The sequence below is a fragment of the Thermoactinomyces sp. CICC 10521 genome (genome assembly GCF_016055135.1).
GTDB classification, from domain to species: Bacteria; Bacillota; Bacilli; order Thermoactinomycetales; family Thermoactinomycetaceae; genus Thermoactinomyces_A; species Thermoactinomyces_A daqus.
The window spans coordinates 131,696-149,736 of the sequence record NZ_JAECVZ010000002.1 but is presented as its reverse complement, the minus strand read 5'-3'; the positions used below and the strand labels follow the sequence as shown (position 1 = coordinate 149,736).

Annotated in this window: 24 protein-coding genes; 9 read left to right on the top strand and 15 right to left on the bottom strand. The window is 47.1% G+C overall.

Annotated elements, in window-relative coordinates; all coding sequences use genetic code 11:
- The first annotated feature begins 65 nt into the window (after positions 1 to 65).
- From I8U17_RS02715 to I8U17_RS02700, 4 genes are all read left to right on the top strand, one after another.
- On the top strand, positions 66 to 473 hold the full coding sequence (locus tag I8U17_RS02715) for a hypothetical protein (protein WP_033101085.1): 408 nt from the start codon (positions 66 to 68) through the stop codon (positions 471 to 473).
- A 1-nt stretch (position 474) separates the two neighbouring features.
- Positions 475 to 774: a hypothetical protein gene (locus tag I8U17_RS02710; protein ID WP_033101084.1), complete on the top strand. Its 300-nt coding sequence runs from the start codon at positions 475 to 477 to the stop codon at positions 772 to 774.
- Positions 775 to 921: 147 nt separating this feature from the next.
- Positions 922 to 1,380, top strand: a complete 459-nt coding sequence (locus I8U17_RS02705; RefSeq protein ID WP_198055424.1) for a hypothetical protein — start codon at positions 922 to 924, stop codon at positions 1,378 to 1,380.
- A 113-nt stretch (positions 1,381 to 1,493) separates the two neighbouring features.
- Positions 1,494 to 3,194, top strand: a complete 1,701-nt coding sequence (locus tag I8U17_RS02700) for a pyruvate oxidase (RefSeq protein ID WP_198058996.1) — start codon at positions 1,494 to 1,496, stop codon at positions 3,192 to 3,194.
- 82 nt (positions 3,195 to 3,276) lie between these two features.
- On the opposite strand, the gene I8U17_RS02695 is transcribed toward I8U17_RS02700, so the two are convergent.
- The 3 genes from I8U17_RS02695 to I8U17_RS02685 all read right to left on the bottom strand — a co-directional run bounded on the left by I8U17_RS02695 (position 3,277) and on the right by I8U17_RS02685 (position 5,469).
- Positions 3,277 to 3,720 (bottom strand): MarR family winged helix-turn-helix transcriptional regulator, encoded by a 444-nt coding sequence (locus I8U17_RS02695; RefSeq protein ID WP_052154205.1) that lies wholly within the window; start codon positions 3,718 to 3,720, stop codon positions 3,277 to 3,279.
- 281 nt (positions 3,721 to 4,001) lie between these two features.
- Positions 4,002 to 4,244: a hypothetical protein gene (locus I8U17_RS02690; protein ID WP_033101082.1), complete on the bottom strand. Its 243-nt coding sequence runs from the start codon at positions 4,242 to 4,244 to the stop codon at positions 4,002 to 4,004.
- 931 nt (positions 4,245 to 5,175) lie between these two features.
- Positions 5,176 to 5,469: a YciI family protein gene (locus I8U17_RS02685; protein WP_033101080.1), complete on the bottom strand. Its 294-nt coding sequence runs from the start codon at positions 5,467 to 5,469 to the stop codon at positions 5,176 to 5,178.
- Between the two features lie 151 nt (positions 5,470 to 5,620).
- On the opposite strand from I8U17_RS02685, the gene I8U17_RS02680 reads away from it, so the two are divergent.
- Positions 5,621 to 6,406 carry an SDR family NAD(P)-dependent oxidoreductase gene (locus I8U17_RS02680; protein WP_198058995.1) on the top strand — a complete coding sequence of 262 codons (786 nt, stop codon included), beginning with the start codon at positions 5,621 to 5,623 and terminating at the stop codon, positions 6,404 to 6,406.
- A gap of 41 nt (positions 6,407 to 6,447) precedes the next feature.
- Here I8U17_RS02680 and I8U17_RS02675 read toward each other — a convergent pair whose 3' ends face one another.
- Positions 6,448 to 8,325 carry a terpene cyclase/mutase family protein gene (locus I8U17_RS02675; RefSeq protein ID WP_198055428.1) on the bottom strand — a complete coding sequence of 626 codons (1,878 nt, stop codon included), beginning with the start codon at positions 8,323 to 8,325 and terminating at the stop codon, positions 6,448 to 6,450.
- A gap of 288 nt (positions 8,326 to 8,613) precedes the next feature.
- On the opposite strand from I8U17_RS02675, the gene I8U17_RS02670 reads away from it, so the two are divergent.
- On the top strand, positions 8,614 to 8,820 hold the full coding sequence (locus I8U17_RS02670; protein WP_198055429.1) for a DUF1657 domain-containing protein: 207 nt from the start codon (positions 8,614 to 8,616) through the stop codon (positions 8,818 to 8,820).
- A gap of 46 nt (positions 8,821 to 8,866) precedes the next feature.
- Here I8U17_RS02670 and spoVAE read toward each other — a convergent pair whose 3' ends face one another.
- The 4 genes from spoVAE to I8U17_RS02650 all read right to left on the bottom strand — a co-directional run bounded on the left by spoVAE (position 8,867) and on the right by I8U17_RS02650 (position 11,414).
- On the bottom strand, positions 8,867 to 9,217 hold the full coding sequence (gene spoVAE / locus I8U17_RS02665; protein ID WP_033101076.1) for a stage V sporulation protein AE: 351 nt from the start codon (positions 9,215 to 9,217) through the stop codon (positions 8,867 to 8,869).
- Positions 9,214 to 10,236: a stage V sporulation protein AD gene (gene spoVAD, locus I8U17_RS02660; RefSeq protein WP_198055430.1), complete on the bottom strand. Its 1,023-nt coding sequence runs from the start codon at positions 10,234 to 10,236 to the stop codon at positions 9,214 to 9,216. The genes spoVAE and spoVAD overlap by 4 nt, the downstream gene beginning before the upstream one ends.
- The gene (gene spoVAC / locus I8U17_RS02655; RefSeq protein WP_033101074.1) at positions 10,237 to 10,716 is read right to left on the bottom strand and encodes a stage V sporulation protein AC; all 480 of its coding nucleotides are present in this window, start codon (positions 10,714 to 10,716) and stop codon (positions 10,237 to 10,239) included.
- A 398-nt stretch (positions 10,717 to 11,114) separates the two neighbouring features.
- Positions 11,115 to 11,414, bottom strand: a complete 300-nt coding sequence (locus I8U17_RS02650) for a hypothetical protein (RefSeq protein WP_033101073.1) — start codon at positions 11,412 to 11,414, stop codon at positions 11,115 to 11,117.
- A 279-nt stretch (positions 11,415 to 11,693) separates the two neighbouring features.
- On the opposite strand from I8U17_RS02650, the gene I8U17_RS02645 reads away from it, so the two are divergent.
- Both I8U17_RS02645 and I8U17_RS02640 read left to right on the top strand, forming a co-directional pair.
- Positions 11,694 to 13,016, top strand: coding sequence for a helix-turn-helix domain-containing protein (locus I8U17_RS02645; protein ID WP_033101072.1), 1,323 nt, complete (start codon positions 11,694 to 11,696; stop codon positions 13,014 to 13,016).
- Positions 13,017 to 13,346: 330 nt separating this feature from the next.
- Positions 13,347 to 14,285 carry a magnesium transporter CorA family protein gene (locus I8U17_RS02640; RefSeq protein ID WP_198055431.1) on the top strand — a complete coding sequence of 313 codons (939 nt, stop codon included), beginning with the start codon at positions 13,347 to 13,349 and terminating at the stop codon, positions 14,283 to 14,285.
- 284 nt (positions 14,286 to 14,569) lie between these two features.
- On the opposite strand, the gene I8U17_RS02635 is transcribed toward I8U17_RS02640, so the two are convergent.
- The 7 genes from I8U17_RS02635 to I8U17_RS02605 form a co-directional block, all read right to left on the bottom strand.
- Positions 14,570 to 14,818: a hypothetical protein gene (locus tag I8U17_RS02635; RefSeq protein ID WP_198055432.1), complete on the bottom strand. Its 249-nt coding sequence runs from the start codon at positions 14,816 to 14,818 to the stop codon at positions 14,570 to 14,572.
- Positions 14,819 to 15,021: 203 nt separating this feature from the next.
- Positions 15,022 to 15,240, bottom strand: coding sequence for a hypothetical protein (locus I8U17_RS02630; protein ID WP_152568548.1), 219 nt, complete (start codon positions 15,238 to 15,240; stop codon positions 15,022 to 15,024).
- Between the two features lie 157 nt (positions 15,241 to 15,397).
- On the bottom strand, positions 15,398 to 15,616 hold the full coding sequence (locus tag I8U17_RS02625; protein ID WP_033101069.1) for a hypothetical protein: 219 nt from the start codon (positions 15,614 to 15,616) through the stop codon (positions 15,398 to 15,400).
- A gap of 63 nt (positions 15,617 to 15,679) precedes the next feature.
- Complete coding sequence (locus I8U17_RS02620; protein ID WP_198055433.1) at positions 15,680 to 15,904, bottom strand: spore germination protein; 225 nt, start codon at positions 15,902 to 15,904, stop codon at positions 15,680 to 15,682.
- A gap of 20 nt (positions 15,905 to 15,924) precedes the next feature.
- Positions 15,925 to 16,131: a hypothetical protein gene (locus I8U17_RS02615; protein WP_198055434.1), complete on the bottom strand. Its 207-nt coding sequence runs from the start codon at positions 16,129 to 16,131 to the stop codon at positions 15,925 to 15,927.
- A 19-nt stretch (positions 16,132 to 16,150) separates the two neighbouring features.
- Positions 16,151 to 16,366 carry a hypothetical protein gene (locus I8U17_RS02610; protein WP_033101067.1) on the bottom strand — a complete coding sequence of 72 codons (216 nt, stop codon included), beginning with the start codon at positions 16,364 to 16,366 and terminating at the stop codon, positions 16,151 to 16,153.
- Positions 16,367 to 16,389: 23 nt separating this feature from the next.
- Entirely contained in the window at positions 16,390 to 16,596 is a 207-nt protein-coding gene (locus tag I8U17_RS02605; protein WP_033101066.1) for a spore germination protein, read from the bottom strand.
- Between the two features lie 852 nt (positions 16,597 to 17,448).
- Between I8U17_RS02605 and I8U17_RS02600 the strand changes: the two genes are divergently transcribed.
- Positions 17,449 to 18,030 carry a TetR/AcrR family transcriptional regulator gene (locus I8U17_RS02600; RefSeq protein WP_198055435.1) on the top strand — a complete coding sequence of 194 codons (582 nt, stop codon included), beginning with the start codon at positions 17,449 to 17,451 and terminating at the stop codon, positions 18,028 to 18,030.
- Positions 18,031 to 18,041: the final 11 nt, after the last annotated feature.

Below are 18,041 nucleotides of genomic sequence, written 5' to 3'. Positions count from 1 at the left end.
TGGGAATCATATCCATTAAAATAGGGATGGACACTCATTTATTCCGAAAGTTGGGACGGAGACATATGAACAAACTGCTGCTGTACACCACATGGGATTACTGGAAAAGCTGGAACGAAACCGGGCATGCCATCCCTGCGTGGACCGAAGATCACGCCGGAGAATTCGAAATTTTGGTTGAATTCGACTGGAGTTCAATCGGGGAAATAACCGACAACGGCATGTTCATCATCAGCAAAAAGAAACCGGACATGTTCAGCCGGATTTATCTTTATACCAAATGGGAACTGTTCTGCCTGTGGCAACACGGACAAATACTTGAACTCGATCTCTGGACAAAAGATCACGTGACCAACTTTGAAGTGCTTTGTAGTTTCGCCTTTGACGAAATTCATGAACATACATATGGGGGCATGTTTATTGCCAAGAGAAAGGAAAACCCCTATTACTATCCCATTGTAAAAGAGGTTTGATATGTCTGTCAGCCGTTTTATTCAAGAAATCGATGCGATCAAAAGGGACTTGAAGGAATGCGAATGGCAAATTTATTATCACCAGGATGAGATGCAGCGGGCCCACCGTCAGGGAGAAAGCGAGATCGAGCGCTACCACCGGCAGGAACAATTGCGCTGGGAACGAAAGATGCGCACATACATAAGCGAATTAATCCGGGCTGAACAGAAACTGGATGAGGCCAAAGCGGAAGAACGGGAGCGGCTGGAACTGGAAAACCAGGCGAAAAGGGAAGGAAAAAGCCGTAATTCCTGGTATTAGGCAGCACCGGGCCCGCATCCTCTTCGCATCAGGGGCTTTTCGAACTTTGTTTTTCCTTTTGGGTTAGGAAAAGAGCAGATGGTGGAATATTATTTATGACTTGTGCCAATATCCACATAATGAACCAATCATCCAGGGAGTGAGCTTATGAAGCGGGTGCCTTACGTTGCGAAATGGTGTTTATGCATCTTGTTAACCTTATCATTTGTGGCTGCCACCGGTTTTGTTTCACCCTCGGCTGATCCCGTTCCCCAAAAAGCGGCAAAGAAGTCGGACGGTTGTCCGAATATTGCTGATCTGGTCAAACCCGGGCCGGATGCGGCAGATGAAATTCAGGCGGCTCTGCCGAAATTGATCCGCAAAACCTATGGCAAAGACCCCCATTACAAGGTATGGGAAGCCAAACGGATCATCTCCCTCGCCGATCCTGATTCGTCTCCCTATTCTGACATAGCCAAACAGCAATGCGGAGAAGAGGTCGCGAACCAATCCTGGCTGGTCGATCTTTTCTTTCCCGAGTTTCTTCCGAGCGCAAGCCTCTCTCAAGGGCAAATCTTTGTGGCCAAAACAAAAAAAGGCTGGGTCGCTTGGTATCGCTATCATTAAACAAAAGAGCCGGTGGGAAGTTTTTCCCGCCGGCTCTTTTGATCTTGACCGAATGATCGGAATCGTTCTGTGCAAACTAAATCTGGAAACATTCACCTACAGGAGGAAAAAACATGTTTCGGAAAACAGCCGGAGAAGCACTCGTCGATCTGCTCATCGAATGGGGAGTGGATCACATTTACGGGATGCCCGGAGATTCGATCAACTCGGTCATCGAGCCGCTCAGAAAAGCGCGTGACAAGATAAAATTCATTCAGGTTCGCCATGAAGAAGCGGGTGCCCTTGCTGCGGCAGCTTACGCCAAATTGACGGGAAAGCTCGGTGTTTGCCTGTCGATCGCCGGTCCGGGAGCCATCCATTTGCTCAACGGATTGTATGACGCCAAATTGGATCGCGTTCCCGTCCTGGCCATTACCGGCCAGGTAGAATCGGATCTGCTCGGAACAGACTATTTTCAGGAAGTGAATCTTGACCGCCTCTTTGATGATGTCGCCGTCTACAATCAGCGAATCATGTCAGCGGAACAGCTTCCAGCCGTCGTCAATCAGGCGATCCGCACCGCATATGTGAAAAAAGGCGTGTCCGTGCTGACCATTCCCGATGATATTCCCACTTTTGAATTGGAAAAAAAGGCGCTGGTCACCAGTACCTCTTATTCCGTTTCTGAAATCAGCCCTCCGTTGTCCGAATTGGAAAAGGCGAGGGAAATTCTGGATCAGGCCAAGCGGCCGGTAATATTGGCGGGAAAAGGCGCACAACATGCCAGTGATGCCTTGATCTCCTTTGCCGACAAACTCGCCTCCCCGATCGTTCTGTCCCTTCCGGCAAAAGGAACCATTCCCGATGAACATCCTCTGTGTCTGGGGGGATTGGGGCTGATCGGCACATCTCCCGCTTATCATGCCATGCAGACCGCAGATACACTGATCATGGTCGGCACTTCTTTTCCTTTTACCGGTTTTTTGCCGGAAGATGCCAATACGATTCAAATCGATATCGATCCGGCACAGATCGGCAAACGGTATCCGGTTGATCTCGGACTTGCCGGCGAAGCAGGAAAAACTCTCTCCTGGCTGACGGAAAAAATCAAGCGTCATGAAGATCGCTCTTATCTCGAAGAGCATCAAAAGATGATGAAGGAATGGTGGGAACGGCTAAAAAAACAGGAAGAGCAGGAAGCATCTCCGATGAAACCGCAAACGGTGATCAAAGCATTGCAGAAGATCGCCCACGATGATGCAATTCTGTCCGTCGATGTCGGGAACGTCACCGTCTGGGTGGCCCGCCATTTTCGCATGACCAGGCAAAAGTTCATCATCTCCAGCTGGCTGGCAACGCTCGGATGCGGACTGCCGGGGGCCATCGCCGCCAAAATTGCCCATCCCGAGCGCCAAGTGTTTGCCATCTGCGGCGACGGCGGCTTCGGGATGACCATGAACGATTTTGTCACTGCTGTAAAATACGACCTGCCCATCATCGTCGTTGTGTTAAACAACCATAAAATCGCAATGATCAAGTTTGAGCAGGAAGTAAAAGGAAACCTGGAATACGGAACCGATCTCCACAATCCGAACTTTGCGCGATACGCGGAAGCTTGCGGCGGTGTCGGATTCCGGGTGGAGAAGAGCGAAGATCTGCTCCCTGCCTTTATGCAGGCGAAAGAACTGAACAAACCCTGTATCATCGATGTCGTTGTCGATCCGGACGAAGCACCGATGCCCTCTCATATCACTTATGCCCAAATGTCCGGTTATGCCCGACACATGATTAAAGCCCTGTTTGAACAAGGAAAACTGGAACTTCCTCCTCTTTAAAAAACAGAATCTGCTTGAGACTGTTGCAAAAGATGACAGTCTCAAGCTCAATATCCTGCAACCTTTCCCGTCCTGCCGCTCATCATTGAAGTTCTTTGGCCAGTAGTTGCAATAATCCGACAAGTGTTACACTTTTCTCTTTCCCCATTCGCAAAAATGCTTGCGCCACCGCATCGTTCTTGATATCTGAACGCATTCTGCTGATGAGCTCATTTCCGCGCTCTGTCACCTGAAGCAACTTGCGGCGCCGGTCTTTCAAATCCGGAATCCGCACCACCAAATTTCTTCGTTCCAACAGGTCGATAATCGGAATCAGGGTTGGCGGTTCAATCGAAAAACTTTCCCCTAATTCCTTTACTGTCAAGTTCCCCTTGCTCAAACGAACCAAAATGGCATATTGGTGAGCCGTGATCTCTTCTCCCTGTTCCCTGAGCCGTTTCTCCAACTGTTGCTTGCTCATTTTGATAATCGTTCCAATACTCGCCAGGAAGGGCTCCGTAAGTTCCAACAACTCCTTTTCTTCCATCTGCTTGCTCCTTTCCACTTTATTAGCTATACGAATTATTCGCCTGTAAAAAGTATCACAAGCCGGAACGGCGGGGACACCAATCCCCTCCCGCTCTAAGTACTTCCCGTTCCCAGGTAGTTCCCGAAACGAGGTGATCGGTTTCTGTCCGTGATCTTGCATCCATATAAAAAGATAATGACACCAGTTTTAAAATACCATATCTTCGCCCGGATCACTATGTACGAACCAAAAAAAGGGGCAACATCACTTTTGATGTGCCCTGTCCTCAAGATATCTCCTCAGAAAATAATCAAAAACGGAACAAAAAACCCGAACGGGATAAAAAATGGTACAAAGAGTCTCACTTCTGCCTGACCGGAAGAACCCCTGGAACCGACGCGGGCCGGCAGAAACATGATTCCATTTTTGCGGACCTCGTCAATCGTCCCATAGAGTTTCTTTCCGTTCTTCAGCCGCAACATGATCGGTTTGCCAATGGCCTGGGTTAACTGATCATTGGGAATATACCGGTAACGAACCATCAGAAACCCTCCTTAACTCCAAAAAATTCAAGCAACCTATTCTATGAATGATTTGGAAAAACGGTAACGGCAAATGAAATAAATCACGATATAAGCAAAAGAGAATCATTGATATAATTCAACCCGGTTCTTTCTTCATATTTCTTCCTGTCTGGAACAATAGAGTCAATACTCAAAAACGCACAAAAAAACAGCGGCATCATCAGCCGCCAGCTTTTTGACAAGATCCCAAAACATGAATCCGCCGGGTAAGGGTGTTTTTCTTTGCTTCCGGTTCCTCCGTCACAAAGGTTGCTGCAAATAAACACCCATCCCTTCCTATTCGGTTTGTCAACATCCTCATTGTCATCATCAGTTGCTGTTTTTCAGTATGTTTAATGAAAGATAGCTTAAATCGAGAGGAAAACTTAACAAGCCGGCGGCTCTCCACCGCTTAAGAAACGCAACATTCCTTTCACCTCCCTTCAAGTCTGCTGTCTCATCCTCCTTCGATGGCTGCACTGAGCTGTGTATGCGCAAAATGGCAATGGCCGATGATTGGCAATCCGGGGCGAAAACGAGCTGTAAACAAAAGCATGATCCTTATTTTTATAAAACGGATAAGATTCAGCGGAGACAACTCCCCTTGTTCCTTGCCCGATCTGGTCTGCCAGTTTCATACCGCCATTTCTATGTTTAATAATTTTTAAAATAATTATACAAATGCCCTTTCGCTTTGGCAATACTTTTTATTTTAAAAAAACAAAAAACACCGACATCTTTAACCCTGAAACGGTTTGATTATTGACAGCCGTTTTATTGAAAAAAGAGGATTTACTCTGATATCCATCTGATATTGACATTATTTTTTTAAAAGATAAGAGTTTGCTCATCTATTTTGAGAAAAAGCGCCGGGCAACCACCCGAGCGCTTTTTGTGCGGAAACAAAAGGTTATTCGTCGAGAAACATCGCCCGAAACTCCGGGTCGCTCTTCACCGCGTCAAATTCCATCACCTGGTATTCAGCCACCCCGTTTTTAAAGAAGGGATCTTGTTCAATAATTTGTTCCACTTCTTCCCGTTTCTTCACCCTGAACAGGATCAGCCCGCCTGTTGGCGGAACCATCGGACCCGATGCGATCAATTGCTTCTTCCGATAGCATGTATCAAGATAATCCCGATGTGCCTGCCGATGCTTTGCCACCTCTTCCGCCGTCAGCAAATAGTGAAGAATGGCGAGAAACATATTTCATCCTCTCCGTTCGCCTGTCGAAATTTAAAAAAGTGACTCAAGTACTATATTGCCAGATTTGAAGGGGTATTTGTATTCTTATATAGAAATTTAAATCAAAATCATTAACATTGTCACCAGGAATCGTGGAAAGGAAGGAAGGAATTTGGGAATCGCACTGATCACCGGAGCCTCAGAGGGGATCGGAAAAGAACTCGCTTATCTCTTCGCCAAAGACGGGCATGATCTGGTGTTGGTCGCGCGCAATGTCGATCAGCTCAACAGGGTCGCCACCGAGATCGAAGAGCGTTATCAGCGAACGATCCACATCATCACCCAAGATTTAAGTCAGCCGGATGCTCCGCGCCAAATCCGCAATACGTGCGTAAGCCTCGGTCTGCAAATCGATTATCTCGTCAACAATGCCGGATTTGGATTGTATGGTCCGTTCGCCGAGCAACCGCTTGAAGACCTGATGCAGATGATCAATCTGAATATCAAGGCGCTGACGGCATTAACCCATTATTTTCTGCCTGATCTGCTCGCCAGCAAAAGCAGCGGCATTTTAAATGTCGGTTCGATGGCCTCCTTTGTGCCCGGGCCATTGATGGCTGTTTACTACGCCAGTAAAGCCTATACGCTCTCTTTTACTGAAGCGCTGGCCCATGAGCTGAAAGAGAGCGGAGTCAAGGTAACCGCCTTGTGCCCCGGGCCGGTTAAAACCCGTTTTGCCATGCGGGCAAAGATGCACCAATCCCGGCTGACGGAGAAAAACGCCCTTGACGCTTTTACCGTCGCCAAGGCGGGATATGAAGGTTTGCTAAGCGGAAAGCCAGTCGTGGTTCCGGGAGCGGTGTTCCGGTCTCTGTTGTTCGGAACGCGCTTTTTGCCGCGAAACTGGATCGCATCATCCGTCATGCGCATCCAGCAGGATCGAACACCGCTCCGTTAATCTCTTTTCAGCGACATCGCTTTGAACCAGCGTTGTCGCTGTTATTTACCGTATTTTTTCACATAGTGGGCCAAAGTTTTTAACGGCCACACATAGGGATAGCTGTGATAATAAACATAAAATTGCCCGGCAAGCCCGGCCCCGACAGGGTATGTCCACTCCCTTCCGCGCCGTTCCAAAAGGGCGAACATCCTTTCCATCCCTTTTTCGATCTCAGGAGTCGGCCGGTCATGGCAAGCGATCAGCGCATCCAGTGCCCAGGCCGTTTGCACCGCAGTCGAATAGGGAAGGGAAACGAATCTGCCTTTCACATCGCTCGCACACGATTCTCCCCATCCTCCATCCTCTTTTTGCTTGCTCAAAAGCCAGTTTTTCCCTTTTTGAATCATCCGGTGCTCGGGTGGCACGCCAACGGAGGTGAGCCCGGTGATGGCCGCCCACGTTCCGTAAATAAAGGTGACACCCCAGCGCCCAAACCAGGAGCCGTCTCTCTTTTGATTGTGATAAAACCAACTCCAGGCACGCCTTGCTTCGGGCCGGTCAATCGTCCATCCGAGCTCCTGTCCGAAAAATCGCAGAGTGCGTCCGGTCAGATCCGCACTGGACGGGTCTCCCCAGACTGTCTTCCCGTCAGGATAAGGCATGAGCCGGAGCCACCTTTTATTCGTATTTTTTTCAAACGCCGGCCATCCTCCGTCATTGTTCTGCATAGAAATGAGCCACCTGACCCCGCGATCCCATTCTGTGCGGTAACGGCCGGACCGAACGGAAGGCGCGAGCGCACTTAAACTGGAGGAAGTATCATCGACATCGGGATTGATTGTGTTGAGATCGGAGAACCCCCATCCCCCCGGGGCCGCGTACGGGTTTTTGATTGACCAGTCTCCCGGGGATGTCTGCTGTCTGGATTTGAGATAATGAAGGCCTCGCTTAATGGCGGGATGGCTGATTCCCACCCCTGCTTCCTGAAGGACATGCAGGATCAGTGATGTATCCCAGACCGTCGAAGTCGTTTCCTGCAAATGGGTCCCATCCCCGAGCGGGAAGGCAAACTGCGCCAAACCGTTCATCGCTTTTTGAATCACCGGATGACGCCGGGAGTAACCCAGCGACAGAAGGGCAAAAATCATTAAAAACGTCGTGGTCATATAACTGTACAGAGTTCCGTCTTTTTCAACCCGGCTGAGCATAAAGGACTCACCCCAGCGCAAGGCTCTTTCATGCAACCGCCGGCGCAGTTCCGAACTAATCGAACTTTCGGGGAACAGCTGCTCCGCAGTCCAAACATATTCCGCTTTTCTCCCTGAACGGCGTTGAACCGGAAGCCATTCTTCCACTTCGTCAAACCCGTCGAGTCTTGTCGCATATTCGCGGTCTGCGGCGATGAGAATCGGTGCCAAATGCACCCGGGTATATCCGACAAAATCAAAAAAGGAAATCGGTCCCGAGGGTGGAAGCAAGAAAAATTCAACAGGCAACTTGATAAAATTGTTCCAACTGAAGTGCGACAACAGGGCCAGAACAACTTTGGTCAGGGAACCGGCGTTCCCCGCTCCCCCATTTTCCATTATATACTCCCGTGCTTTGCGCATCGCCGGATCATCCGGCTGTTTCACTTTCGCATACAGAAGGGCCAAACAGGCATCCACCGTGGTCGAAAGGTTTCCCTCCGGCTCATCTTCGTACAGTTTCCAGGTTCCATCCCCCGTTTGCCGGGAGAGAATACGTTCAATCAATAACGGTTCGAGCGGATCTCCCCTTCTTTTAAGCACCCGGTTTAACAACAAATAAAATGAATCGCACATCACCCCGCTTTCAAAACAGAAACGCCAGCTTCCGTCCGGACTCTGCTTGCGGAGCAATTCATCTGACAAGCGCCCGATCCATTTTTTTGCGCGATCGATATGCTCTCCGTGCATCCGCCAAAACTCCTTTTAAAAACGAATTTCAGGCATGTTGATTTGCATCAGATCGGAAGGAGAAACGAGGAGATTTTTGAGTCCCGGGCTCTTCTTTCGCTGACTCAGCAGCGATAAACCGCTCTGTTTCAAAAATCCCGCCATGAAACCATACATTGGTTGATCAACATACCTGACGTGATTTCTTTACAAAGATATTCATGGAATCAAATCACATGATCCCAACTGAATAAACCGGCAAAGAGAGCACAAAATATCATTGGGCAAGTTGAAAGGAGGGGAATCCAGATGACGGTAGGTACAAAAATCAAGCAAACGATCGCCAGCGCGGAATCGGTAGCAGCCAACCTGCGTTCTTTTGCCCTTGACACCAACAACCAACAAGCAAAGCAAACATACAACCAATTGGCGCAAAACGTTGACACAGTGGTTCAACAACTGAAAGCGCGCGAACAGGAAATTATGAGCGAAGAGCCGCAATACAACCAACAATAATAAAAAATCGGAACCGAACACGCTTTTTCGGTTCCGATTTCCTGCTTCATCCACGCGGCTTAAACAGGAGCGCCGCCAAAAAGCCAAAAATGATTGCCGCTGAAATTCCGGCACTTGTCACTTCAAAAATTCCCGTGATGACACCGACCAAACCATACTTATTCGCTTCCATCATCGCACCGTGAACCAATGCGTTTCCAAAGCTCGTGATCGGCACTGTCGCCCCGGCGCCGGCAAACTTGATCAGCGGCTCATATAGACCCAAGCCGTCCAGAATCGCTCCGACTACCACCAGCGTACTCGTCGTATGGGCGGGGGTCAGTTTTAATCCATCCATCATCAATTGACCGATCACGCAAATAATCCCCCCGACCACAAATGCCCAGAAAAAGATCATTTTTTCGGGTCTCCTCCCTTTTCAATCGCCACAGCGTGAGCGATACAAGGTATCGTTTCTTTTTGCTGATAACTGATCGGAGACAACAGAGCTCCGGTTGCCACGATCAACACTTTGCGCAGTTCTCCGTTCTTCATGCGGTTGAGGACATGTCCGTAAGTGACGCAAGCGGAACAGGCACAACCGCTCCCCCCCGCCTGAACGGGCTGTTGCTCATCGTAAATCATCAAACCGCAATCCCCAAACTTCTCTTCCGGCAGTTTAAGGCCATGCTTCACCAACAAATCCCCGGCAATGCGATGACCGATCTTCCCAAGGTCGCCGGTTAAAATCAAATCGTATTCGTCTTCGGAAAGCCCCAGATCACGAAAATGGCCCTCGATCGTATCGACAGCCGCCGGAGCCATCGCCGCCCCCATATTGAACGGGTCACTGATCCCCATATCAACGACACGGCCAACTGTTGCCGCTGCCACGTAGATTTCATCTTTGGTCTTTTTGGAAGTGAGGACAGCCGCACCTGCTCCTGTCACCGTCCATTGTGCGGTCTGAGGTTTTTGCCCTCCGTATTCCGTCGGGTAACGGAATTGCTTTTCAACCGCAGCATTGTGACTGGCTGTGCCCACCAGAACTTTGTCGCCAAACCCGCTGCTGACAATCAACGCGCCGAGCGCCAAACTCTCCATCGAAGTGGAACAGGCCCCAAACAAACCGAGATAAGGCACAGCCAAAGTCCTTGCCGCAAAGCTGCTGGAGATCACTTGGTTCATCAAATCCCCGGACAAAAAAAACTGGATGTCGTCCGCTTTCATCCCCGCCTTGTCCACAGCTTTCTTACACGCCTGTTCCAACAACATCTTTTCCGCTTTTTCAAAACTGTCCTGCCCCAGCCACAGATCGCCGTGCAAAAAATCAAAGTCCTCTGCCAGCGGTCCGTTCGCCTCAAACGGGCCCCCGACAGCGCTGCTTGCTGCAATATAGGGCCGGTTCTCAAACACCCATGTTCTTCCCTGAATCACTCAGAATCCTCCCAAACTTTTTATGATCACTTTGATTGTGCTGATCACAAATGCGGAAAATACCCCAAATACAATTACCGACCCTGCCAGTTTAAACATATTGCCCCCGACCCCCAGAACGTATCCTTCGGAACGATGTTCGATCGCCGCTGAAGAGATCGCGTTGGCAAATCCGGTCACCGGAATGATGGTTCCCGCCCCGGCCACTTGTGCAATATGGTCATAAACCCCGAATCCTGTCAAAAGGACTGAAATAAAAATCAAGGTTGCTACAGTCGGATCTCCGGCTGTTTTTTCGTTAAACCCGAAAAAATGAATGTAAAAAGTGGAAATCAATTGTCCGAGCAAACAAATTGCCCCGCCAATAAAAAAAGCACACAGGCAATTCTTTAAAATAGGGCGTTTGGGTTCGCGTCCTTTCACAAACTGATGATATTCCTGTTGAACAGGGGTTAGCTTTTTTCTCGTTTCTTTTAACACTGCGCTCACCTCATCTTAACGTTCCCTTTATCTATTAAGTAATTTTTGGTAAAAACCAAAACGTTTTATACCTGCATTGGCAAACCAGGACGTAAAATACGCAAAAAAAGTCCAAAACACAGTCCTGGTAAAGATTCTTTCCTGTCGGCCCATTCCGATGATAAAACGAAGCAAGATTGCGCGAATTGCGTGGAACCACGACCTGATCAACATGGACTTTCAGGGAAAATTAAAAGAAGACCCGAACAAGGCCTTCTCTTGAAACGCTCATATTTGGCAAGGGCATGCAATCCTGTTGGTTTTTGTGGTAGAATGTTGCTCTCCGTTTGCCTCCAACTTCCCAGTTATTTTAATTTTAATTAAAAACGTTGTATTAAAGAATATTTTTCTTCTTTATCTCAAGCAAATATATCATAAGAACGGCCGGCCAAAATGCGAACCCCTTTTTCCATCTCGACCTCGATTAAATCCATCAAAGGAAGCTGAATCTGTGTTCCGTCCGCCAGGTGCAGTTTGATCGTTTTTACCCTTCGCTCCGGTTTATGATCAACATAGCAGACAACCCGGATGCCTTCGTTAACCTCCATTTGGTTCTCTTTGATTTCGTTTTTGAGCAATTCGATTTGCGAACGTTGCTTCAAATCTGACAAAAACGGTTGCACCTGTTCCATTTGTCCTTCCACCAGTACCTTTAACATTTGCTTGTCCCCTCCCAAAAGTCGCGTGAGCTTTTATGAAATAGGCAAGAAATTGTTGGCTAAAACCTCTTGATTACAGTTTATAAATCTAAATACTCATTTGCAAATTAATAAAAAATCACGCTGAAAAGAAGGTATTTTGAACATATGTGCCAAAATAGATAAATATCTGAACAAAACAACGAATATGTTCATCCATTTTTTGCACATATGTACAAAAACGGTATGATTTCCCTCTCAATCAACCAAAAAAATTTTTTAAATTGGGAGGTGAACCTTTTGTTACCGCTGGATCATGAGAATGCGGGCAAAGTGATTCGCAAGAGAAGAAAAGAACTGGGGTTAAGGCAGAGCGATCTGGTCGATGATGTGGTCAAATTGCACTCCATCCGCAAAGCGGAAAAAGGGGAAGTCGTCAACGATGACATCTACATGCGCATTTGCGAAAAGCTGGACATCGATTTGCAGCAACTCCTGGAAACTTATGAAGATGAATGCGACAAAGAAGAGCGCCTGCGGTTTCTCTTATTTGCGATTGAACATGATATCGATCTCGTCGGCCCCGAGGAAGGTTTGGAGCAGCTGAGAAATATCGAAATCGCAAAAGATTCACCGCTGCAAACCTTTGTCTATTTTCTGAAAGGAAAATGTTATGACCGCAAAACGCAGTGGAAAAAAGCGCAAGCCCAATACATGAAAACGCTCAGTCTCTTGAACCAGTTTCCCGAACTGGAAGACAGCAATCTGAAAGCCTCAACGTACAACGAATTGGGACGGTGCTGTTATTATCAGAACAATCTGGAACAGGCGCTCAATTATATTGAAAAAGGACTGGAATCGTATAATAAAAATGGTGAACGCGACTATATTATCTACCATTTGATGATCAGCAAAACGATTTATCTGGAAAAGATGAGCCGCAACGAGGATGCTTTTCGCACATTGGAATTTTTATGGGATCATATCGGCGAAATCGACAGCATGGAAATCCGCTTGTCGATGTACGAAGTTCACTCCGTGCTGCTGGCCAAGCAGGAACTGTACGAAAAAGCTGCGCAAGCGGCCACCCGCGGCATTCAACTCGCGCGAATCGACCAGAATGTGGATCGTTCGTTTGAGCTGTGGACGGCGTTGGGTGAGAGCTATAAAAACCGCGGTGATTTCTTTAAAGCCGAGATTTGTTTTCGCACCGCGCTGAAATTGGAGAAAAAAATCAGAAAAAAGAACATGCTGGTCTCTACCTATACACAACTCGGCATGCTGTACTTAAAGTCAAAAAAAATCTCCTCTGCGCAAAGCGCATTGCTGAAAGCGGTGCAAATCGGGCAAAAAACCAATGACGCCCTTAAGTATTGCAACGCACTGGTCGCTTTGGGCGATTGCTATATGAAACAGGGCAAGGATCTGGATGCCCGCTCCTGTTTCCAACAAGCGCTTTCCTTTGCGGAAAAGCATGGTTTGAAAATCCATCTGCCCGATATCCTGGTCAAATTGGCAAAATGTTGCGAGAGAGAAGACCCGGCTACTTATGAAAAGTACAAAAACCGCTTCTTCCAGTATTACGTGCAAATGATGTTTGAGAAAGGAGGCGAAAAAAGTTGAAACACCTCTTTGACGGCGAACCGCCAGCCTGCTGACTCGTTGATTCCAATGAAACCGTGAACGGGATGCAGCGTTTTGCGCTGCATTTTTTATTTTTTCGACAAAAACCGCCAAAACCGGTTGGAATTTGCCCTTACTTTTCAATCTTATCCACAACTTTTGTAGAAAGTTTATAACTAAATGACAGAAATGTCAATCTCCTCAGGCGATTTTTTGGGACATGTTTCGATTTTGTTCGACAACCAGAAAACCTTCGTAATTTCTTCTCCATTCCTGCCTATATTATATACAGGCAAGGTTTCTCATTTGCCCAAAAAGAGGTGAAAAACAATGTTAAACATTTATATTTCCGGAGAAGATGGCGTATTACAGGAAATAAACGAATTTGCCAAAGGTGCATGGGTTCACCTCACCGCTCCCGATGAGGAAGAAATTCAAAAAGTGGTGCAGTCGCTGGGAATTCCCGCCGATTTTATCCGTGATCCCCTGGACGAGGAGGAGCGGTCACGCATCGACAAGGAAGGAGACAATCTCCTGATCATAGTGGATATTCCCATCCTTGAAAATGAAGGAAGCAGGGATGAACAATATATTACGATCCCCCTCGGAATGATTGTAACCCCGGACCTGTTCATCACTGTCTGTCTGAAAGAAACACCCATTGTCCAGCAATTTATCACCAACAAGATCAAAAATTTCTATACTTATATGAAGACACGGTTCATCCTGCAACTTCTTTACCGGATTTCAACCTATTATTTAACCTATTTGAAACAGATAAACCGCAAAACGAGCAAACTTGAGAACAAATTGCAGGAATCGATGCAGAATCAAGAGCTGTTCTCCATGTTAAGCCTGGAAAAGAGCCTGGTCTACTTTACCACCTCGCTCAAAACAAACAATCTCGTCACCGAAAAACTGTTAAAAAACCAGTACCTGAAGATGTATGAAGAAGATCAGCATCTGTTGGAAGATGTCATCATCGAAAACAAACAGGCGATGGAGATGACGGAGATCTACAGCCATATTTTAAGCGGAATGATGGATGCGTTTGCCTCGGTCATCTCCAACAACGTGAACCATGTGATGAAGGTTCTCACCTCGTTTACCATCGTGCTCACCTTCCCGACGATGGTGGCCAGTTTATTCGGAATGAATGTCCCTTTGCCCTTTGAACATTATCGCCATGCTTTTTTGATCATTTTGCTGTTATCTTTATTGTTGTCATGTATTACGGCGATGATCTTCTGGAAAAAGAAATACTTCTAACTGACAAAAAACGGGATCATACCGCCTTTTTCGTGAACATAAACTAGGAGGAGAAATTCAAGGAGGTCAAAGCATGATTCCTTTTGACCCGGCTCATTACTCCTATCAATATCAGATTTATCCGTATGTACCTTACTGCCGCCTGAAGGAACTCCCACATTTCCGTGTTCCCCATTCCAATCCACATCGGGGTCGTCCTCCCCGTCCCAATCCCATTTTCCCCCGGCGTCCTTCGCGTCCGATCCGGCCGCCTCGTCCCATTCCGCCGGGTAATCCGCCTCCTTTCACTCCCTATCCATATTGGGATCTGTATTGATCGCCCAGGCTCTGGGCTTTTTTATCTTCCCTCTGTTGCGAAAGCAAAAGTAGTCGAGATCATCCACGTCAAAGTAACTGTTCCTTTCATGGACGGAATCGGCGACAAGTTCCTGTTTCATCATTGCCAAGACATCCAATCGGTTTTCGCGAACATTTCGCGAAGCAGTCCAAATTCTGCCGATGTCAAATTGGAAAAATATATTTTGATTCGGCATCGCCATCCTCCTATCGTCATCTTTTTATGATCAAGCGATATGTAACTACATGCTTCCACTCCGGGGGTAAACTCCGGTTATATGGCCACCCGGATTCCAACGTTGTCTCTTTTTCCCTCAATGGAGTGCAAGCAAGTAGAAAAAATTCATTCTCGATGATGCCGTTAACAAATGACATTTCAGACAATACTCCTTGATGAATCTTAAAAAGTAAGTTTGCGTTGCGTCATCGGCGTATCAAATACATCAGTGTCGAATGTAGGCGTGCAAAACAGATTGACGGCAAAGTCGCCATTGTTGAAACTAGCTGTGTTGTTTGTTTGCAAGCTGTCATTCTGGACCAACAGATTCAGCAGGTTATTCAGATTCAGTTCTCCGCTCGAAGAGGTGCTGTTAAATTTCATCAACGGTAAAAACAACATTGTGCATCCACCCTTTGATTTCCTTTTGCTCCCCATTAAATATACGTGCAGGCCGGGGGCGGGACAGATTCCGATCCGGTTGACACAATGGACGGTTACCAACATCATCTTCGGCAAAGCCGCCTACATACATTTCTCCTGAAACTCCTGCATGGTTTTAAAGAGTAACTTTTGATTGGGTGATCGGCGTATCAAATACATCAGTGTCGAACGTGGGCGTCCAAAACAGATTCACGGCAAAATCGCCATTGTTGAAACTAGCTGTGTTGTTTGTTTGCAAGCTGTCATTCTGGATCAGCAGATTCAGCAGGTTATTCAGATTCAGCTCTCCGCTCGAAGAGGTGTTGTTAAATTTCATTCTCGGTAAAAACAGCATCATCCATCATCCTTTGTTTTATTTTCAGTTGAAACGAAGCATTTCCCGCTCTGACCCGCAGGCCTAAATAAGCTTGACTTCCGCTATCGGCGTGTCAATCAGATCCTGATCACAGATTGGTGCATTAACCACTTGAATCGGTGCATCCCCCGTGTGGCTATTGACCGAATTGCTCTTATTGAAGCTGTGATGATAGGCCAGAAAATTCAAGCCATAAGACAAATTCACCTTGGCGGTTGCCGACACGTTATTTACTTTAAACGGTCCAACAATAATCGGCTGGATCATCGTGATCTTCCTTTCGCAAACTAGACGATCTTGATCTGGGAAATGGGAGTATCCATAAAATCCTGATCATAAATCGGCCCGTACATCAGGGACAATACCAGATCACCCAGGTTGTTACTGGAGATATTGTTCTTCTGAAAACTTTCCTGGTTCAGCAAGAGATTGACCGGAGACATATTAAGCTGTCCCGAACTGGAAATATTGTTCAATTTGATCAAAAAGGGCATCCCTGACCCTCCCCATTTTTTAGTAAGGCTTTACTTCTCCCATCACTGAATCCAGCACATCCGGGTCTATGATCGCTCCGATGTGGGTAATCCGCAGCGCATCACCAACTGTCGAACTGGCTCCGTTACTTTTCGCGGAACTCTCGGAAAAGAGAGACACCGTGCAAGGAGCCACATTGATATTGGCTGTTGACGTAACAGAGATGATCTCCGCACTTCCAACGTAAATCGCCATTACTTTACCTCCCAATCATTCATTTATCGGTGGATCAGTACAGGGTGGTCATTCGTATCCGGATCAATGACCGGGTTTGCCGCTTTAATCACTGCACCATCTCCCGCCGTCGAAACCCCTGTATTTGCTTTTTGAAAGCTGAGTGGCAAAACGGATATGTGCGTACCGATCGTCACTGACGATGTCATGGAGACCGAGTTTATTTTTAATACGCCAACCTTGATGTTCAAAATACTTCCTCCTTAATCATTTGCCACAAGCCTACTTTAATGTATGAGTAATCCGGGCATGAGTGACTCAATCCCGTAAAAATTACAGGGGTTGCTCTTTTTCCGAAGCCCTGAAATTGCGGGATTACACTTGCTCCCATAAAAAATAATGACCCCTTTCTGACTGCCAGTCACACTGCATGGCCGCCTGCTGTTCACCCAGGGGTCGGTCTCCGTTGTTCTCTCTGATGATCGGCTTATGCCCAGTATATTCACGACGAAAATCATGTGTCACCAATGAGAATCGATTCTTTTCACGAAAAATCAATTCACCTTCATTCACCTATTGAATACGGTATTAAAAACGAAATGAGGTGCTTGTTATGTATTATTATTCATATTCTTCTTTCCCTGCCTTGCCCCCGCACACTCCCGCTTATGATGATGGCTACTTCCAACCGGCTGCCCACACCAGTTTATTCCCGTTTTTCTTTCCCTTCTTCGGGTTTCCCTTTTTCGGCCCGTTCATTTGGAGAACCTGGTGGTGGTAGGAATCCATTGGGGCAGGGGGCTTCTCTCTGTCCCCGGTTCCTTCGGCGCAAAGGCGGCCCGCTGAAAAAGCACCCATCCCCTGCCAAATGAAGTTGGCCGACAGCCCCAAACCACTTCTGAATGCTTTTTTTCAGAAGAGGTTTTTCTGCCTTCTTTATTTATAAAAATAAATATTGTATCATAAATAAAAACTGATTATTGACAAGTCCGGCGGGGCCGGGTGGACGAAAAAACCACCATCCCTTGCCGCTCAATTTTCCCAACAGCCGGATAAATGAAAATTTTTATTTTCCAATTCTCGTTCGTTCTGCGGGAGGAACCATGACAAGAGAGAAATTAAAAGCCGCAGCCTTGAAGCATTTTGCCAAAAGCGGATACGAAGGGACATCCCTCGCGGCAATCGCCAAAGAGGTCGGAATCAAGCCCCCGTCCGTTTATGCTTTTTTCTCAGGCAAAGATGATTTGTTGCTGACCGTCTTCGATGAAGCGATGGAGGAACTTCAACATGAACTGCTCCGGGCTGGCGGGCATTTGCATGGTCACAACATGAAAGAAAAATTGTTTTCCCTTCTTAAAAGCTTTGTCCACTTTCAGATGCACAATGAACAGAAGATCACATTTATTCGCCGGACTCTCCTGTTTCCACCCGAGCACCTGAAAGAGCGACTGAGCGCCAAATATTCGGAAATGAACAACCTTCTTTCCAAAACCGTTCACACCATTTTTGCAGAAGATCCCTGCGGAGGACATGACCCGGATATCCGGATGCAAACCTATCTCTGTCTGCTGGATGGAATTTTCCTTCATATGTTTTTGAATGACGATCACAACCAACTCTGCGACAGAATACATAATATTTGGAAAACAGCGTGGAGCGGATTGGCCGCCAGCGGAGACCTTTGACGCCGGCAGCA

Excerpts from the sequence above, each read along its gene's own strand:
- spoVAE (WP_033101076.1), bottom strand. The coding sequence starts at position 9,217 with ATGATCTTTTTCTGGGCATTTGTGGTCGGGGGGATTATTTGCGTGATC.
- I8U17_RS02695 (WP_052154205.1), bottom strand. The coding sequence starts at position 3,720 with ATGGAAGAAAAGGAGTTGTTGGAACTTACGGAGCCCTTCCTGGCGAGT.
- I8U17_RS02610 (WP_033101067.1), bottom strand. The coding sequence starts at position 16,366 with ATGGCGATTTACGTTGGAAGTGCGGAGATCATCTCTGTTACGTCAACA.
- I8U17_RS02620 (WP_198055433.1), bottom strand. The coding sequence starts at position 15,904 with ATGATCCAGCCGATTATTGTTGGACCGTTTAAAGTAAATAACGTGTCG.
- I8U17_RS02685 (WP_033101080.1), bottom strand. The coding sequence starts at position 5,469 with ATGTTTCTCGCCATTCTTCACTATTTGCTGACGGCGGAAGAGGTGGCA.
- I8U17_RS02650 (WP_033101073.1), bottom strand. The coding sequence starts at position 11,414 with ATGTTAAAGGTACTGGTGGAAGGACAAATGGAACAGGTGCAACCGTTT.
- I8U17_RS02705 (WP_198055424.1), top strand. The coding sequence starts at position 922 with ATGAAGCGGGTGCCTTACGTTGCGAAATGGTGTTTATGCATCTTGTTA.
- I8U17_RS02700 (WP_198058996.1), top strand. The coding sequence starts at position 1,494 with ATGTTTCGGAAAACAGCCGGAGAAGCACTCGTCGATCTGCTCATCGAA.
- I8U17_RS02600 (WP_198055435.1), top strand. The coding sequence starts at position 17,449 with ATGACAAGAGAGAAATTAAAAGCCGCAGCCTTGAAGCATTTTGCCAAA.
- I8U17_RS02615 (WP_198055434.1), bottom strand. The coding sequence starts at position 16,131 with ATGCCCTTTTTGATCAAATTGAACAATATTTCCAGTTCGGGACAGCTT.
- I8U17_RS02710 (WP_033101084.1), top strand. The coding sequence starts at position 475 with ATGTCTGTCAGCCGTTTTATTCAAGAAATCGATGCGATCAAAAGGGAC.
- I8U17_RS02670 (WP_198055429.1), top strand. The coding sequence starts at position 8,614 with ATGACGGTAGGTACAAAAATCAAGCAAACGATCGCCAGCGCGGAATCG.
- I8U17_RS02635 (WP_198055432.1), bottom strand. The coding sequence starts at position 14,818 with ATGCCGAATCAAAATATATTTTTCCAATTTGACATCGGCAGAATTTGG.
- I8U17_RS02675 (WP_198055428.1), bottom strand. The coding sequence starts at position 8,325 with ATGCACGGAGAGCATATCGATCGCGCAAAAAAATGGATCGGGCGCTTG.
- I8U17_RS02690 (WP_033101082.1), bottom strand. The coding sequence starts at position 4,244 with ATGGTTCGTTACCGGTATATTCCCAATGATCAGTTAACCCAGGCCATT.
- I8U17_RS02640 (WP_198055431.1), top strand. The coding sequence starts at position 13,347 with ATGTTAAACATTTATATTTCCGGAGAAGATGGCGTATTACAGGAAATA.
- I8U17_RS02715 (WP_033101085.1), top strand. The coding sequence starts at position 66 with ATGAACAAACTGCTGCTGTACACCACATGGGATTACTGGAAAAGCTGG.
- I8U17_RS02630 (WP_152568548.1), bottom strand. The coding sequence starts at position 15,240 with ATGTTGTTTTTACCGTTGATGAAATTTAACAGCACCTCTTCGAGCGGA.
- I8U17_RS02625 (WP_033101069.1), bottom strand. The coding sequence starts at position 15,616 with ATGCTGTTTTTACCGAGAATGAAATTTAACAACACCTCTTCGAGCGGA.